15 protein-coding genes and 2 tRNA genes are annotated in these 15,231 nt (G+C 31.8%); 10 read left to right on the forward strand and 7 right to left on the reverse strand.

Translation table 11 applies throughout. From position 1 onward, the window contains the following. From mreC to rodA, 4 genes are read left to right on the forward strand one after another with little or no spacing between them, the layout of a single operon-like run. Nucleotides 1-828, forward strand: a complete 828-nt coding sequence (mreC, locus tag ACKTTR_RS13185; protein WP_408028283.1) for a rod shape-determining protein MreC — start codon at nt 1-3, stop codon at nt 826-828. Next, on the forward strand, nt 821-1,327 hold the full coding sequence (gene mreD / locus ACKTTR_RS13190; RefSeq protein WP_408028284.1) for a rod shape-determining protein MreD: 507 nt from the start codon (nt 821-823) through the stop codon (nt 1,325-1,327). Before mreC ends, mreD begins: the two co-directional genes overlap by 8 nt. Beyond that, the gene (gene mrdA / locus ACKTTR_RS13195) at nt 1,324-3,210 is read left to right on the forward strand and encodes a penicillin-binding protein 2 (RefSeq protein ID WP_408028285.1); all 1,887 of its coding nucleotides are present in this window, start codon (nt 1,324-1,326) and stop codon (nt 3,208-3,210) included. The genes mreD and mrdA overlap by 4 nt, the downstream gene beginning before the upstream one ends. Next, nucleotides 3,191-4,468, forward strand: a complete 1,278-nt coding sequence (rodA, locus tag ACKTTR_RS13200) for a rod shape-determining protein RodA (RefSeq protein ID WP_408028286.1) — start codon at nt 3,191-3,193, stop codon at nt 4,466-4,468. Before mrdA ends, rodA begins: the two co-directional genes overlap by 20 nt. A 233-nt stretch (nt 4,469-4,701) precedes the next feature. Here the strand turns inward: rodA and rpsT are convergent, their stop codons facing one another. From rpsT to proS, 4 genes are all read right to left on the reverse strand, one after another. Further along, the gene (rpsT, locus tag ACKTTR_RS13205; RefSeq protein WP_028891217.1) at nt 4,702-4,953 is read right to left on the reverse strand and encodes a 30S ribosomal protein S20; all 252 of its coding nucleotides are present in this window, start codon (nt 4,951-4,953) and stop codon (nt 4,702-4,704) included. A gap of 34 nt (nt 4,954-4,987) precedes the next feature. Beyond that, nucleotides 4,988-5,059, reverse strand: a tRNA-Glu gene (locus ACKTTR_RS13210). A gap of 112 nt (nt 5,060-5,171) precedes the next feature. Then, nucleotides 5,172-5,243 (reverse strand) — tRNA-Glu (locus ACKTTR_RS13215). A 75-nt stretch (nt 5,244-5,318) separates the two neighbouring features. Beyond that, on the reverse strand, nt 5,319-6,797 hold the full coding sequence (gene proS / locus ACKTTR_RS13220; protein ID WP_408028287.1) for a proline--tRNA ligase: 1,479 nt from the start codon (nt 6,795-6,797) through the stop codon (nt 5,319-5,321). Between the two features lie 146 nt (nt 6,798-6,943). Here proS and ACKTTR_RS13225 point away from each other — a divergent pair, with 146 nt between their 5' ends. The 5 genes from ACKTTR_RS13225 to porT all read left to right on the forward strand — a co-directional run bounded on the left by ACKTTR_RS13225 (nt 6,944) and on the right by porT (nt 12,089). Continuing rightward, nucleotides 6,944-8,242 (forward strand): splicing factor U2AF large subunit, encoded by a 1,299-nt coding sequence (locus ACKTTR_RS13225; RefSeq protein ID WP_408028288.1) that lies wholly within the window; start codon nt 6,944-6,946, stop codon nt 8,240-8,242. Between the two features lie 47 nt (nt 8,243-8,289). Continuing rightward, complete coding sequence (locus ACKTTR_RS13230; RefSeq protein WP_408028289.1) at nt 8,290-9,648, forward strand: OmpP1/FadL family transporter; 1,359 nt, start codon at nt 8,290-8,292, stop codon at nt 9,646-9,648. A 98-nt stretch (nt 9,649-9,746) separates the two neighbouring features. Next, nucleotides 9,747-10,640 (forward strand): NifU family protein, encoded by an 894-nt coding sequence (locus ACKTTR_RS13235; protein ID WP_408028290.1) that lies wholly within the window; start codon nt 9,747-9,749, stop codon nt 10,638-10,640. A gap of 20 nt (nt 10,641-10,660) precedes the next feature. Further along, nucleotides 10,661-11,389 (forward strand): bifunctional demethylmenaquinone methyltransferase/2-methoxy-6-polyprenyl-1,4-benzoquinol methylase UbiE, encoded by a 729-nt coding sequence (ubiE, locus tag ACKTTR_RS13240; protein WP_408028291.1) that lies wholly within the window; start codon nt 10,661-10,663, stop codon nt 11,387-11,389. 1 nt (nt 11,390) lies between these two features. Continuing rightward, complete coding sequence (gene porT / locus ACKTTR_RS13245) at nt 11,391-12,089, forward strand: type IX secretion/gliding motility protein PorT/SprT (protein WP_408028292.1); 699 nt, start codon at nt 11,391-11,393, stop codon at nt 12,087-12,089. A gap of 288 nt (nt 12,090-12,377) precedes the next feature. Here porT and ACKTTR_RS13250 read toward each other — a convergent pair whose 3' ends face one another. The 3 genes from ACKTTR_RS13250 to ACKTTR_RS13260 are packed head-to-tail and all read right to left on the reverse strand — an operon-like array spanning nt 12,378 to nt 14,011. Continuing rightward, a complete protein-coding gene (locus tag ACKTTR_RS13250; protein ID WP_408028293.1) occupies nt 12,378-13,196 on the reverse strand; it encodes a mechanosensitive ion channel family protein in 819 nt (272 codons plus the stop codon). A 50-nt stretch (nt 13,197-13,246) separates the two neighbouring features. After that, a complete protein-coding gene (locus ACKTTR_RS13255; protein WP_408028294.1) occupies nt 13,247-13,435 on the reverse strand; it encodes a hypothetical protein in 189 nt (62 codons plus the stop codon). Between the two features lie 6 nt (nt 13,436-13,441). After that, complete coding sequence (locus ACKTTR_RS13260; RefSeq protein WP_408028295.1) at nt 13,442-14,011, reverse strand: RNA polymerase sigma factor; 570 nt, start codon at nt 14,009-14,011, stop codon at nt 13,442-13,444. 218 nt (nt 14,012-14,229) lie between these two features. Here ACKTTR_RS13260 and ACKTTR_RS13265 point away from each other — a divergent pair, with 218 nt between their 5' ends. After that, nucleotides 14,230-15,093 (forward strand): sigma-70 family RNA polymerase sigma factor, encoded by an 864-nt coding sequence (locus ACKTTR_RS13265; protein ID WP_028891227.1) that lies wholly within the window; start codon nt 14,230-14,232, stop codon nt 15,091-15,093. Nucleotides 15,094-15,231: the final 138 nt, after the last annotated feature.

Genomic DNA, 15,231 nt, shown 5'->3' on the forward strand with positions numbered 1-15,231 from the left:
ATGCAACAGCTTATTTATTTCTTACAGAAGTATAAGTATTTCTTATTTTTTCTATTCTTAGAAGTTATAGCTGTTGCATTAATCATTAACAACCATTCTTTTCATAAAAGTAAATTTATTAGTTCTACTAATTTCATTACAGGCGGACTATATCAAAAATCATCTAACATATCGGAGTATCTTGACTTAAAAGAAACAAACTCTATACTTGTTGAAGAAAACTTAGCATTAAAAAATAAATTAGAAAAAATCAATACTTATCTTGATAGTGTTTCTGCTAATCAGGTAGTAGACACAGTAAATCTCAGTCAAAATTTTAATTACATTTCTGGAAAAATAATTAAAAACTCTTTTCATAAAGCTGATAACTTTTTAACGATTAACAGAGGTAAAAGTTATAATGTTTTTAAAGAAATGGGAGTAATAAATAATAAAGGTATTATTGGTATTACTGACAATGTCTCTAATAAGTTTGCTAGAGTACAATCTATTTTAAATTCAAAAAGTAGTATTAACGCGAAATTTAAAAACAACAATCATTACGGTACACTAACTTGGGATGGTAAAGATTATAATATTGTGCAACTAACTGACATTCCACGTCAAGCTGTTTTTAAAGAAGGAGATACTGTAGTTACTGGAGGAAGATCAACTATTTTTCCTAATGGAATCCCAATAGGAACAGTCGTAAAAGTACCTGAAGAGCTATCTGCTGTAAATAGCATAAATATTCAGCTCTTCAATGACATGTCTAACCTAGGTAATGTTTATATCATAACCAATCTAAACAAAGAAGAAATAAAAACTGTAGAAAACAATAATGAATAAGACACTATACTTAATATTTTTATTCGTTTTCCTCTTGTTACTACAAGTGTTGGTTCTAAATAATATTTTATTTTTAGGGTATGTAAACCCCTACATTTATATCGTTTTTATTTTCTTGTATCCTATTAAAGAAAATAGATTTTCTCTTTTGTTAGTTGCCTTCTTATTAGGTTTATGTGTAGATGCTTTTTCTAACTCTGGTGGAATCCATGCTTTTTCTACTGTATTCATGGCTTATATACGCTTATTTGTTTTTAAAACTATTTTCAAAAAAACATCATCAGATTACCTACTTTTTAATCTAAGACATGAATCTTTTGATAAAGTATTTAATTATACAGCAATTTTAACATTAGTTCATCACTTCATTTTATTTAGTTTAACTAACTTTAGCTTTTATAACATTTCAAATGTGCTTATCAACACACTATTTTCTAGTGTTTTTACGTTACTGTTGTATTTTTTAGGAAGTTTTATATTTAGGAAAAAGCTAACATGAAACGAAGTTTCTTACTCATATTTTTAATTACTCTTATTGGAATTGTTTATATCTCTCGATTATTTCAATTACAAGTAGTACGTGGTGGAGAACAAAGCTTAACCAATAGTGCTACCATAAAAATTGAATACGACTACCCCGAACGTGGTTATATTTATGATCGTAATGGAAAGTTATTAGTCGCTAACCAATTGTCTTACGATGTAATGATCATTCCTAAAGAAGTAGAACCTTTAGATACTTTAGAATTCTGCTCTCTTTTAAAAATCGATAAAGAAGATTTTATAAAACGTTTTAAAAAAGCTGAAAATTATGCCCGATGGCTTCCTTCGGTATTTCTAAAGCAACTAGCAAAAGAAGACTATGCTTTTTTACAAGAAAAACTACCTAAATACAAAGGTTTCTATATACAAAAACGTATTATTAGAAACTATCCTGTAAAATCCGCAGCTAATGTATTAGGATTTATTAGTGAGGTTAACGAATATGTAGCTAAGAATAGTGATTACTACGAACAAGGAGAATTAATTGGTAAGCTTGGTGTTGAAAAACAATATGAGAAAGAATTAAGAGGTATTAAAGGGAGAAAATACTTTAAAAGAAACAACTTAAATAAAATTACTGGTTCTTATAAGAACGGTAAATATGACACACTTGCTGTAGCTGGTAAAGACTTAACATTAACTATCGATAGTGAATTACAGCAATATGGAGAATTATTAATGTCTGGAAAAAGAGGAGGTATTGTTGCTATAGAGCCTCAAACTGGTGAGATTTTAGCATTAGTTACCGCTCCTTCTTATGACCCTAACTTATTAGTTGGAAGACAACGTTCTCCTAATTCTGTAAGACTTTTCAACGACAGCATTAACATGCCAACTTTTGACAGAGGCTTACAAGCAATGTATGCTCCTGGTTCACCTTTCAAAATCCTCACTGGTTTAATTGGTTTACAAGAAGGAGTTATTGATGAAAACACTGGTTTTTACTGTCAACACGGATATCGTTATGGTAAACGACCTAATGCTTTTATGGGGTGCCATTGTAGGATTGTTGGTAGACCCGTTCGTTTAAAAACAGCTATTGCTAAATCTTGTAACACTTATTTTGCTAATACTTACAGAAGAATTATTGACAATTACGAAAATCCTACTATAGGAACTGACGCTTGGAGTGAACATGCAAAGAGTTTTGGCTTAGGTAATTATTTAGGATATGATCTTCCTTCCGGTCAAAAAGGAAGGATTCCAAGTGGAAACTTTTACGACAGAAATTATAATTTTAGATGGGGAGCAACAACAACAATTTCTAATGCTATTGGACAAGGTGAAGTGGAGACGACACCTATTCAGTTGGCAAATATGACAGCTGCTATTGCTAACAAGGGGTATTTTTACACCCCACATATTGTTAAGAAAATTGAAGGTAAATCTAACCTTGATTCTATATATGTAACTCGTAGAAATACGACTGTTTCTCCTGAACATTTCCCTATTGCAATTGAGGCGATGTATGAAACATTTACCAGAGGTACAGCTAGATATAGTCAAGTTAAAGGAATAGACATTTGTGGAAAAACTGGAACAGTTGAAAACTTTATTAGAGTAAATAAGAAAAAAGTTCAATTAACAGACCACTCTATTTTTATAGCTTTTGCTCCAAAAGATAACCCCAAAATAGCCATAGCTATTTTTGTAGAAAATGGAGGATATGGGGCTACAATTGCTGCTCCTATTACAAGTTTACTGATTGAAAAATATTTAAACAAGTCAATCACTAGAAAATATCTTGAAGATCGTATGGTTAATCTGAGTCTTCAAGAAAGGTATGATAATCAATTATTAATTCAAAAAGGCGATACTATTGCGACAGGAACGAAATAATATTTTTGCAGGAATTGATTGGCTACTTGTTCTACTCTACGTAATATTAGTTGGTTTTGGATGGGTGAATATTTATGCAGCATCCTCTACAGAAGAATCAAGAGAAATTTTTGACTTCTCAACAAAATATGGCAAGCAATTAATTTTCATAGGACTCAGTATACCAGTTATCATATTCATTCTTTTTTTTAATTCGAAGTTTTACGAGCAATTTTCCAGTGTTATGTATATTTTTTCTCTGGTTTTATTGGCTGGAGTGCTTGTATTCGGTAAAAAAATTAATGGAGCTACCTCTTGGTATAATTTTGGTGGAATAGGATTACAGCCGTCTGAATTTGCAAAAGCTTTTACTGCTTTAGCTTTAGCTAAATTAATGAGTGATCGGCAATACAACCTTAAACTAATAAAAAATCAGGCAAAAGCTTTTATAATTATCTTTTTACCTGCATTTTTTATAGCACTACAACCTGACATGGGGTCTGTCTTAATATACTTTGCATTCTTTTTTGTTTTAAACAGAGAAGGCTTAACACTAGCTTATATCTTATTTGGCACAATCTCTATTATTCTATTTCTATTAACAGTATATTTTGGGGCAAAGTGGGTACTCATTTCATGTTTACTTATAATCACATTAATTGTTCTTTATGGTGTTTATAAAGACAAGCGATTCTTTCGTTTTAACGTTATAAAAATAATAGGTTCTTATCTTTTTGCTATTTTCTTTGTTTTAGGAATCAGCTATACTTATAATAACATATTAGGGCAGCATCAAAAAGACCGATTCGATATTTTATTAGGAAAAATACAAGACAATAAAGGTATTGGCTACAACTCTTATCAATCTGAAAAAACAATTAGCTCTGGTGGATTTTCTGGAAAAGGTTTTTTACAAGGAGATAGAACACAAGGAAATTTTGTTCCTGAACAACATACAGATTATATATATAGTACAGTAGGTGAAGAATGGGGCTTTTTAGGTAGTTCTTTTGTTATTATTATGTTTATGTTTCTACTCTACAGGGTTATTTATTTATCAGAAACACAAACCAACAAGTTTGCAAGAATATACGGTTATAGCGTAGCTTCTATTTTCTTTTTCCATATTATTGTTAATATTGGAATGGTAATAGGCTTATTACCTACTGTAGGAATACCTCTACCCTTTTTCAGCTACGGAGGATCATCTCTATGGGGTTTCACCTTACTTCTTTTCATATTCATTCGTTTAGACGCTCATAAAAAATACGATTGGTAAAGTAACGTTATTCTAGACTTATTCTATTTAGAATTTTAAAACTGCATAATAGTAGTCAGTTAATTAGCCCTATATACATCTACTTAAGGTTCCCCCCTACTAATCTTTACAAATAATTCTACTTATTTCTTTTAATGATCTAGTATAAAACAAGCCCTTTCAATTTTAAACAAAATAAAAACGCTTCGATATAATATATCGAAGCGTTTAACTATTAACTAACCTTAAAACTCTTATAAAGCTGCAACGTGTTTAGCCAATTTAGACTTTAAATTTGCTGCTTTATTCTTATGAATAATGTTGTTCTTTGCTAATTTATCTAACATAGATACAACAGTCGAAAACATTCCTTCTGCTTCCTTCTTATCTTCTGTAGCTCTTAATTTTCTAACAGCATTACGAGTTGTCTTATGCTGATATTTATTTCTTAAGCGCTTTGCTTCGTTACTTCTAATTCTCTTTAATGCTGACTTATGATTTGCCATTGTACTTATGCGTTAATTGTTTATAAAAAACTTGTAGTCCGTACGGGAATCGAACCCGTGTTACCAGGATGAAAACCTGGCGTCCTAACCCCTAGACGAACGGACCAAAACAATCGTTCTGATTGCGGGTGCAAATATACAATTCTTTTTGTTATTTGCAATTAAAATTTATTTTTTCTTTCTTTATTTTTCCTTCTAAAATAAAGAAAAAGAACTTGTAGTCCGTACGGGAATCGAACCCGTGTTACCAGGATGAAAACCTGGCGTCCTAACCCCTAGACGAACGGACCAAAACAATCTTTTTTGCGATTGCGGGTGCAAATATAAAAACTGTTTTTTATTACACAAAGCTTTTTTTTATTTTTTTAATAAGCTTTTGCAAAAAGCACTCTTTTTGTTGATGGTTTCCCTGTTAAAACACATACACCTGCCTCTTCCTGTGCATCGTTAGGAATACATCTTATTGTAGCTTTTGTTAACTCTTTAATCTTATCTTCAGTCTCAATGGTACCATCCCAATGCGCAGAAACAAATCCTCCTTTGTTTTCTATCACATCTTTAAACTCTTCGAAAGAATTTACTTCGGTGATATGATCGTTTCTATATGCTAAAGCTTTATTAAAAATATTTTCTTGAATTTCCTCTAATAAATTTGATACTATATCAACTACTTCGTCTCTAGAAACAGTTTGCTTTTCAAAAGTATCTCGACGAGCAACCTCAACAGTCCCGTTTTCTAAATCACGAGCTCCCATAGCAATTCGTACAGGTACTCCTTTTAATTCGTATTCAGCAAACTTAGCTCCTGGTCTGAATGTGTCTCTGTCATCAAACTTTACAGAAATTCCTTTAGCTCGTAATTCTTTTACAATGACATCAACCTTTTCAGAAATAGCATTTAATTGTTCTTCTCCTTTATATATAGGTACAATTACAACTTGAATTGGTGCTAACTTTGGAGGTAATACTAAACCAGCATCGTCAGAGTGCGTCATAATCAATCCACCTATTAAACGAGTTGATACCCCCCAAGATGTTGCCCAAACATATTCTTGTTTTCCTTCTTTCGAGGTATACTTTACATCAAATGCCTTTGCAAAATTTTGCCCTAAGAAATGTGACGTACCAGCTTGTAAAGCTTTACCATCTTGCATTAACGCTTCTATTGTTAAGGTATCATCTGCTCCTGCAAAACGCTCACTTTCACTTTTTGCTCCTTTTACTACTGGCATTGCCATAAAGTCTTCTGCAAAAGTTGCATATACTTCTTGCATTTGCTTTGCTTCCGCTACCGCTTCAGCTTTTGTAGCATGTGCTGTATGCCCTTCTTGCCATAAAAACTCAGCAGTACGTAAAAACAAACGTGTACGCATTTCCCAACGTACCACATTTGCCCATTGGTTAATTAATAATGGTAAATCTCTATGTGATTGTATCCATCCTTTATATGTATTCCAAATAATTGCTTCAGAAGTAGGGCGAACAACTAATTCTTCTTCAAGTTTAGCTTCAGGATCTACACGTAATTTCCCTTCATTATCTGGATCGTTTTGTAATCGATAATGTGTAACTACCGCACATTCTTTTGCAAAACCCTCTGCATTTTTTTCTTCTGCTTCAAACAAACTTTTGGGCACAAAAAGAGGAAAGTAAGCATTTTGATGTCCTGTTTCTTTAAACATTCTATCTAATTCTTTTTGCATGTTCTCCCAGATTGCAAACCCGTAAGGCTTAATTACCATACAACCTCTTACTGCTGAATTTTCAGCTAAATCGGCTTTTACAATCAGTTCGTTATACCATTTCGAGTAATCTTCGGCTCTTTTTGTTAAATGTTTGCTCATAATCAAAAGTTTGGCATAAATATTGTTATTTTTTATGCGTAAATTGTGTCTGCAAAACTACATTAAAAAGGTAACAAGCCCAACAAAGAACTAATTTTTTGCAGCTCGTTAAAAAACAATTTGCTATAACCTAAAATAAAAAAGTCATGAAGCTACATTACACCAAAACCAAACTCCCTTTCTATATCCTATCATTTTTGATGGCAGCTACATTTATATCTTGTGGTTCTGCACAAACGGTTACTGGTAGTGATGACGGTATTTATGCTGATGAAGTAGAACAACCTCAACGTAGAGTAATCGTTACAGATGATCGTGCATATGATGAATATCAAGAAAATTATTTTACTAAAGAAGTGGAACGTTTAGACGCTTTAAATGGGACTGATATTTTTACTGATATAGAAAATTATAAGTCTGAAAATGATGGTTCATATAATGGTGAAGACATTATATATGAAGAGGAGCCTGAAACAAGAATTACGTACAATGGTAATGAACCTTGGGGTTATACTGATAATAATGATGTTGTTATTAATATTAACACCTACCCAAGATGGGGCTACTATAATGATTGGGATTATGGTTATGGTTATAACTATTACAGATCTTGGTGGAGGTCTCGATACTATAACTACTGGGGTTACAATCATTGGCACCCTTACCACTGGAATTCTGGATTTTATGTTGGTTTAGGTGGGCTTTATTATAATTCTTACTGGAACTCTCCCTATTACGGATACAATTACTACAGACCATATAGATACTATAACAACCATTATTACAGACGTCCATACAGAGGAGCTAACTATTACAGAGGTAATAGAACCGCAACAACCTCTAGAAGAGGTTACACTACTGGTCGCAGAGAAACTACAACTTCTAGACGTTCTTCTGATGTTTACAGAAGAAGTAATAGTAGAACCTATCGTAATGACAGAAATACTCGTTCTACAAGAAGTACACGAGGGTATAATACAAGAAGGGGCAGCAACTCTAACAACAGAAGTATTAAACGATCAACTAGAACAAGAAGTTATAATTCTAACGGCAGTAGATCTACCCGTAACTATAGAGGTACACCTCGCTCAACAAGAAGTTCAAGAGGATATTCTACCAGAAACTATAGAGCTTCCAATAATAATGATGTTCGTAAATCTTCATCAGTTCGAAACTCTAGAAGTTATACTAAGAAAAACCAAAGTTCTAATAGAGCTGTTAAAAAATCATATTCTCCAAGAAACTCTAAAAGCTATTCAAAATCAACTAGAAATAACAGAGGAAACTACGCTTCTCGTAAGAGTAGCAATTCAAGAAAATCTAGAAGTTATTCGAAACCATCTAGAAGTTCTCGTAGTTACTCTTCTCCATCAAGAAGCAGCTCTTCATCTAGAAGTAGCTCGGGAGGAAGTAGCAGAAGTTCATCAAGAAGCTCTAGAAGATAATCTTTAAACCAGATTTCAAGATAAGTTTTTAACGAATTAATGAAAAAATGAAAAGAATTTTAACCTTCGCGATAATTATCGCAAGCACGTATACTGCCTATTCACAATCTTTAGGCTATAATGATTTAGGAATTTTATTTTCAAAAGACGATAATTACGGAACTGCTCGCTTTGAAGGAATGAGCGGAGCTTTTGGAGCCTTGGGAGGAGATATTTCTGCCTTTGGAATTAACCCAGCTGGTAGTGCCGTTGCTATTAAAAGTACTTTTGGTGTAACTTTAGGAAACAGAAACACTACATACACTACTAATTATTACGGAAACACAACAGAAACAGAAGACGATTTTTTTAATATTACTCAAGCTGGTGGTATTTTATCTTTTGACTCTGCTCTTAACTCTGACTGGAATCGTTTTGCTTTAACTTTTAATTATAGATTGAAAAGCGATTTTGATGGATTTTATTCATCTCAAGGAAATAGTGGTTTCCTATTTTACCCTGAACACTTTGCTGATGAAAGTGCAACACCGACTCAATTTGATAGAAGTATTGATCAATTTATTTCTAGAGAAACCTTTGGACAATCTAGCGTGTTTAATATTGGATTTTCAGCGGTTTATCAAAATAAGTTATTTGTTGGAGGATCATTAAAATTCCATAGTTTAGAGTTTAATCAATATTCTTATTTAAATGAGATAAATGATGATGTAGACGGAAATATATTAGACACAGAAGATATAGAAAATATTTATTACGACGGAAGCGGGTTTTCATTAAGCTTAGGTTTTATCTACAAATTAAATCAAAATATCCGTTTAGGTTTAGCCTATGAAACTCCAACTTGGTATCAAGAAGTATTTGAAGATTTTTCTTATTCTTTAGACATGGCACCAATAGAAGATTTAAATATTTCTAATTATTACGAGGAACTTAACCACGAACTGTTTACTTACAAATTTAAATCACCTAGTAGAGTTACAGCAAGTGGAGCCTATGTTTTTGGAAAACTAGGATTAATTAGTGTAGATTACACCTATAAAGATTATAAAAACATAAGGTTTAACAGCAATGGCTTTGAAAATGAGAATCGATCATTTGCAAATGATTATAGAAACACTCATTCTCTAAACATTGGTACTGAATGGCGCTTTGATGATTTTAGTATTAGAGGAGGTTATCATTATGAAAAAAATCCAAACTTACTGGCTGCATTGGGTGGGAACACCAATAAAGATAATTTAAGAGGATTTAGTCTTGGTCTAGGCTATAAATTTGGGAATACTAAATTTGATTTAGCTTATCAAAACTCAGAAAGTATTAATTATAACTCTTCATATAATCTGGGAGATATCCCAACAACTAACAATACCTCAAGAATTTCTGGAACAATTACTTTTAGTTTATAATTCATAGAAACATATAATAAAGGTCCTGCTATATGCAGGACTTTTTATATATCCATTTCTCAGTTTTTTACCGTAATTTTGCTTCTTATTTACAACTTATGAGTTCAATAAAAATAAACATACAAGAAACTAATAACGAAACCATTCTAAAGTTTGTTAGCAACAAAATTTTAGTCAACGGGGGCAGTTATGAATACAATAATATAGACGAGGCTAAAAATTCTCCGTTAGCACAACAACTTTTTTATCTTCCTTTTGTAAAAAAGGTATTAGTTACAGCTAACTTTATCGCTATTCAACGATACGATATTGTTGAGTGGAATGACGTTGAAGAAGAAGTTCGTGAGCAAATAGAAGCTTATATACAAGATGGCAACTCAGTAGTAAAAGAAGAGACTACAAAAAAAGATGCTGTTGAAGTATATGCCGAAGTTACTCCAAACCCGGCTGTAATGAAATTTGGAACCAACAAAGCTTTAACGCAAACTGATGTTGAGTTCAAAAACATTGAAGAAGCTAGCAAATCTTCTCCTTTAGCTCAAGCATTATTTAGCTTTCCTTTTGTAAAAGAGATTTTTATTTCTGAAAACTACATTTCAATCACTAAATACGATATGATTGATTGGAATGAAGTATACCAAGAGGTACGTACTTTTATTCGTAGCTATATTCAAGAAGGTAAAAAAATCATATCTGAATTACCAAAACAACAAACTACACAAAATGTTGAAGTTCCTAAAGAGAATTTAACAGATACTGAAACTAAGATTGTTGATATTTTAGATGAATATATAAAACCTGCTGTAGCTTCTGATGGTGGTAATATCGCTTTTCAATCATACGATGCTGATAGCAAAAGAGTAAGTGTTATTTTACAAGGAGCTTGTAGTGGCTGCCCATCATCAACAGTAACATTAAAAAATGGTATTGAAACCATGCTTAAAGAAATGTTACCTAATCAAATTAATGAAGTAGTTGCCATTAACGGGTAATTCCAAACCAAACAAAATATATGTCTGAAAAGATCAAACCATATAAAGATTCTGAATTAGGAAAGAAAGAACAAGTTGCTCAAATGTTTGACAACATCTCTGAAGATTATGACGGATTAAACCGTGTTATTTCTTTAGGAATAGATGTAAGCTGGCGTAAAAAAGTAGTAAAACTAGTAGGGGAAAACAATCCACAACAAATTTTAGATATCGCTACTGGTACAGGTGATTTAGCTTTAATGATGTCTGAATTAAATCCTGAAAAAATTGTAGGCCTTGATATTTCTGAAGGAATGCTACAAGTTGGAAGACAAAAAATAGCTAAAGCTAACTTGTCTAATAAAATTAAGATGATTGTTGGCGATAGTGAAAACATTCCTTTTCCTGATAATACCTTTGATGCGATTACTGTTTCTTTTGGAGTTCGAAACTTTGAAAACTTAGACAAAGGCTTAACCGAAATATTACGCGTATTAAAACCTGGAGGTAAGTTTGTAGTATTAGAAACCTCAAACCCAACAAAATTCCCTTTTAAACAAGGGTACAAATTGTATACTAATTATATTTTACCTATTATTGGTAAACTCTTTTCAAAAGACAAAGTTGCTTACTCGTATTTATCGGAAACGGCAAATTCTTTTCCTTTTGGAAAGGCTTTCAACAATATTTTACAAAAAAACGGGTTTAAGAATGCAAAGAATATACCTGTAACATTTGGTGTTGCATCAATTTATACCGCTTTAAAATAGTATGTTAAAAAAGCTTTTACTTTTCGGAATTTTAGTAGCGTCGTTATCTACACAAGCGCAAAAAGAAAAAATATTGAAACTTCCTAGTTTTGACAAACCTCTTTTTCACTACGGGTTTTACCTGGGGGCTAATAATAATGGTTACAAAATTTCTTATGCTCCAAGTGATTTTGACAATGCTGAAATCGAAGTAGAATCCTCTATTGGTTTTAATGTAGGTTTAATTGCTGACTTAAGATTACATAACAATATTAACCTGCGTTTTGAACCTGGATTAATGTCTAACACCAAAACATTGCGCTTTAAACATATAGCTGGAGCGGATAATGTAAACACTCGTGAAGTAGGTGCCACCTACTTACATTTACCTCTCCTTTTAAAATTTAGCACAAACAGACTTAATAATATGAGACCTTATGTTATTGGAGGGATTTCATACGATCATAACTTTTCAAGTAATGAAAGAAACAGTGATGATAATTTTGCTGGAGAATTTAGAACGACAACCAATAATTTCATGTATGAAGTAGGTATTGGTGTTGATTTTTACTTAAGTTATTTTAAGTTCTCCCCTTCTATAAGAGGTGTTTTTGCTATTAATAATGAAGCTATATACGATAACAAATCTCCTAGTCAGTGGACAGACCCTATTAATTTCTTAGGAACTAGAGGAGTGTTTTTGCACTTAGCTTTTGAATAAGATTTATCAAACAAACACACTTACAATAAAAAAAGGCTTTCTAATTAGAAAGCCTTTTTAAGTTTAAAAATAATATGAAGTCCCCCGAATTCTTATTACTCTATACTTGTTAGACACACTTTATTTTTTTAGGTCACATTTTTTTATAAAAAAAAGACCGCAAAAAATGCGGCCTTATTTCATAAAGATTTCTCTTTATTAGTTGGATAGAAGTCCCCCGAAATCTATCGTACTGTTAAAAACATTGTTTTTAGCGTTTTCAAAGATATAAAAAATTGTTAATTTTTGTTATTTTTTTATAACTATTTTACTGTCAACTACATCTTTAATTGGTAAAATAACCTTACCTCCTTCTGTATTGATTGTAATACATATATTATCTATGGCAACTACTACTCCTTCTACATCGTCTATTACAACCTTTTCTCCTATTGAAATGTTCTTTCTTGAATAATAACCAAAAAGCAATCTAGAAACTGCATCTCTAGCACCAAAACCAAAAGCTAAAGTAAAAGCTAATAATACAGATCCTATTAAAAGAGTTAGATTACTTTTAATTACTGATGTATCTACACCTGCTTGGTCTAATGCTGTTATAGATAAAAACACAACGATTAGGTAAAAAGCAATATTACCTACTAAATTTCCTCCAGATACTTCAAGAGATTTGAACATGGATTGAATTGCTTTTTTCACCATCGTTCCTAAGTAAGCTCCTCCTACAAAAATACCCACAGCTGTTAATAGTTTTGGTAAATACGCAAAAAAGCTTCTAATCCCTTCAGATACTACAGTTAAGCCAAACATTTCGGCCCCAACCATAACAAAAACAAAAATCAAAAACCATTTTAACACAGCCAAAATAACATTAGTAAGTACAATATTTATTGTGCTACTACCAAAAATTTCTGTTTTCCTAAGCTTCTTAGACCATTCATCTATTTTAGTTTTGGCTAATGCTTTTCTAACAAGGTATAAAAAGATTTTTATAACGAGCCAAGAAATAATTACAAAAGCTAAAAATCCTACTATAGTTGGTAATGAATCAACTATATCTTGAAAAATATCCTTAAAAGGGGTTAAAAAATCTATATTTAAAAAACTCATAACTTTTATGTATATATAGTATGTATTTGGTTAGTTTAAACTAGTTAGTATCATTTCTTTTTTCCGTTTGGTTCAGTAGCTCCTCCTATCAAATCAACAATAGCATTAGGATACTTAACCACGAATAAATCAGCCATATCTATTGATAGCTTAATCATTGCCACATCATTAAGTACTTTTTCTTTTAGTACTTCTGGCAATTCTTCGTTATGTAATATTTTTTTAAATGGATTATCCATAATTTATTACAATTCGTTATACGCTTTCACCACTTTTTCTTTAGCCCTTTTTAAACGCATTTTTACTGCGCTTTCCCCCAAATCTAACCCCACTGAAATATCTTTTATACTCATTTCATCTTGGTACTTCATTAATAAAATCATTTTCTCTGAAGGAGAAATCATTTCGAGTGCTTTAGCTAGTTTATCTGACTTTAACTCGAATAGTGTTGCGTCATCAATATCATTGATATTACTTTCCTCTTTTATTTCGTCTGTTACTACTGTTACTTTTTCTTTTTTCTTTTCTTTATTTCTCTGTACATAATTAACACAAAAATTGTAAGTAAAAGAATATAACCAAGTAGAAAACTTAGATTTTCCTTTAAAAGTTCTCAATTTAACAAATAAACGAATAAATACATCATGTGTTAAATCTTGAGCCTCTTCTTTATTTTTGGAAAATCCATAGCACTTGTTATACACCACGCCAGCATAACGATCGTATAAAACAGCGAATAAATGAGTATCATTTTTTTCTACTATTTTACGAACTAAATCTTCGTCGCTTATTTTTTTTACATCAATACTCTCCAAGGGGCAGTATAGTTAGTTTCCTTCTTAGTTATACAATAATTAGACACTTGCTTCCCTACGTGGTCACCTAATTATTGCTTAAATAACAAACTTTAACATTTCTTTAACAAATAGACGAAAATTTTTAAGAAATACAAAAAACTTTGTAACATTATTCTAATTGCATACGTATAAGATAATGTAGACTGATTGATAAATTAAAAATATACTTGAAGTAGATGAGACAACTAAAAATTACAAAACAGGTTACCAACAGAGAAACCGCGTCTTTAGATAAATATTTGCAAGAAATAGGAAAGGTAGATTTAATTACTGCCGATGAAGAAGTTGAATTAGCACAAAGAATTAAAGCAGGTGACCAAAGAGCTCTTGAAAAACTTACCAAGGCTAACTTACGTTTTGTGGTATCGGTTGCTAAGCAATACCAAAACCAAGGGTTAACATTACCTGATTTAATTAACGAAGGAAATTTAGGATTAATTAAAGCTGCGAAACGTTTTGATGAAACTCGTGGTTTTAAATTTATCTCGTATGCGGTATGGTGGATTCGTCAGTCTATCTTACAAGCACTAGCTGAACAATCTCGTATTGTTCGTTTACCTTTAAACAAAATTGGTTCTATTAACAAGATTAATAAAATGTATGCTTTCTTAGAGCAAGAAAATGAGCGCCCACCAAGTGCTGAAGAAATTGCTAAGAAATTAGACATGACTGTTAACGATGTTAAAGAGTCAATGAAAAACTCTGGACGTCACGTATCAATGGATGCTCCTCTAATTGAGGGTGAAGATTCTAATTTATATGATGTATTAAACTCAGGTGAATCACCAAACCCTGATAAAACTTTATTACACGAATCTTTACGTATTGAAATTAATCGTGCATTAGAAACATTAACTCCACGTGAGGCTGATGTTGTAAAATTATACTTTGGCTTAGGAGAGCACCAACCAATGACTTTAGAAGAAATTGGCGAAACATTTGACTTAACTCGTGAACGTGTACGTCAAATTAAAGAAAAAGCCATCAGAAGATTAAAACATACATCTCGTAGTAAGATTTTAATGACTTACTTAGGATAATAATACAAACAACAACAAATAGTTATCGTAACTATTCGTTTTTTGATTAATGAATGGAAGCTCTCAAATTTGAGAGCTTTCTTTTTGGTTTTAATGCTCTTAGTTTTAACTATATTTGCACTTAATAACAACACAACA

It is taken from the genome of Tenacibaculum litoreum (assembly GCF_964513915.1).
In the GTDB taxonomy this organism is placed as follows: Bacteria; Bacteroidota; Bacteroidia; order Flavobacteriales; family Flavobacteriaceae; genus Polaribacter; species Polaribacter litoreum.

Coding starts and splice junctions, on each gene's coding strand:
- mreC (WP_408028283.1), top strand. CDS start 1: ATGCAACAGCTTATTTATTTCTTACAGAAGTATAAGTATTTCTTATTT.
- mreD (WP_408028284.1), top strand. CDS start 821: ATGAATAAGACACTATACTTAATATTTTTATTCGTTTTCCTCTTGTTA.
- mrdA (WP_408028285.1), top strand. CDS start 1,324: ATGAAACGAAGTTTCTTACTCATATTTTTAATTACTCTTATTGGAATT.
- rpsT (WP_028891217.1), bottom strand. CDS start 4,953: ATGGCAAATCATAAGTCAGCATTAAAGAGAATTAGAAGTAACGAAGCA.
- proS (WP_408028287.1), bottom strand. CDS start 6,797: ATGAGCAAACATTTAACAAAAAGAGCCGAAGATTACTCGAAATGGTAT.
- ACKTTR_RS13225 (WP_408028288.1), top strand. CDS start 6,944: ATGAAGCTACATTACACCAAAACCAAACTCCCTTTCTATATCCTATCA.
- ACKTTR_RS13230 (WP_408028289.1), top strand. CDS start 8,290: ATGAAAAGAATTTTAACCTTCGCGATAATTATCGCAAGCACGTATACT.
- ACKTTR_RS13235 (WP_408028290.1), top strand. CDS start 9,747: ATGAGTTCAATAAAAATAAACATACAAGAAACTAATAACGAAACCATT.
- ubiE (WP_408028291.1), top strand. CDS start 10,661: ATGTCTGAAAAGATCAAACCATATAAAGATTCTGAATTAGGAAAGAAA.
- porT (WP_408028292.1), top strand. CDS start 11,391: ATGTTAAAAAAGCTTTTACTTTTCGGAATTTTAGTAGCGTCGTTATCT.
- ACKTTR_RS13250 (WP_408028293.1), bottom strand. CDS start 13,196: ATGAGTTTTTTAAATATAGATTTTTTAACCCCTTTTAAGGATATTTTT.
- ACKTTR_RS13255 (WP_408028294.1), bottom strand. CDS start 13,435: ATGGATAATCCATTTAAAAAAATATTACATAACGAAGAATTGCCAGAA.
- ACKTTR_RS13265 (WP_028891227.1), top strand. CDS start 14,230: ATGAGACAACTAAAAATTACAAAACAGGTTACCAACAGAGAAACCGCG.